Origin of the sequence: Rhodanobacter spathiphylli B39 (assembly GCF_000264295.1) — a bacterium.
Classification (GTDB): domain Bacteria; phylum Pseudomonadota; class Gammaproteobacteria; order Xanthomonadales; family Rhodanobacteraceae; genus Rhodanobacter; species Rhodanobacter spathiphylli.
Genome location: NZ_AJXT01000077.1, coordinates 1 through 818, shown reverse-complemented (window position 1 = coordinate 818; position 818 = coordinate 1). Strand labels below are relative to the sequence as shown.

General features: G+C 52.1%; 1 protein-coding gene. It reads right to left on the bottom strand.

What is annotated here, in order from left to right:
- Positions 1-37: 37 nt before the first annotated feature.
- Positions 38-640 carry a hypothetical protein gene (locus tag UU7_RS18515; protein WP_157582408.1) on the bottom strand — a complete coding sequence of 201 codons (603 nt, stop codon included), beginning with the start codon at positions 638-640 and terminating at the stop codon, positions 38-40.
- Between the last annotated feature and the right edge of the window lie 178 nt (positions 641-818).

Sequence of the window (818 nt, the reverse complement as noted above, 5' to 3'; positions counted from 1 at the left end):
TTGACCGGAAGTCTCCTAAGGAATTGTTAGGGCGCAGCTACTCAAGGGTTGAGCCAACGTCCACGGAGACTTTGGTGATAACAACGTTGTCAGGATGCGAAACACCATAGATCTTGAAGGATTTGGGGAATGGGCCGACGCGATGCTCCCCGACTGATATCTCAAAGCAAGATGGATGCTCAAACCTGGATGTTGGGCAGTCGATCTCTTGAGCAGAGTAAATATCACTTAGCTTTAGCCACCGTAAATCGTCCTTGCCGTTGCCGCACAATCCCGTGCAGCTGTACTCAAAGTCCTGGGTTGCGTATGGGCCTTCACCTGCAATTGCCTCAACGTACCAGCTAATCTCTAGAGCGGATTGCGGATCAGGAGCCGGAAAGTAGTCGCGGGTTGACAATACACCTGCGCAGATGCGTCCGGACTCTTCATATGTCCAGTCGCTTGTCTTCGGATGGGTATTTCCAGCAACCCCGTATCGCCTTTCTGCACGAAGCGTATCCACCATTCCACGCTCATCAAAATCTACCGTGACCCAGTCCGCGCCACACAGACCAAACTGGCTGCCGGTGACTGTGGCATGGCTATAAAACGTTACTGCCTCCATGACATTGGGAAAGCGCGGACGATCCGCATCAATCATGATGCGCCCAGACTGCCCAAGTAACTTTGCTGCGAGCTCGTGTAGAGGGAGATTCCGCGCTTGATCGACTGTTACCTGAGCAATGCAGGTTGCAGGAATGAAGAGAGCGGCAATGCAAAGAAGTCTTGTAAGAGGTCTCACTAAATCTCCTTCTGCGCCCTAAGGATGGTCTGATCAA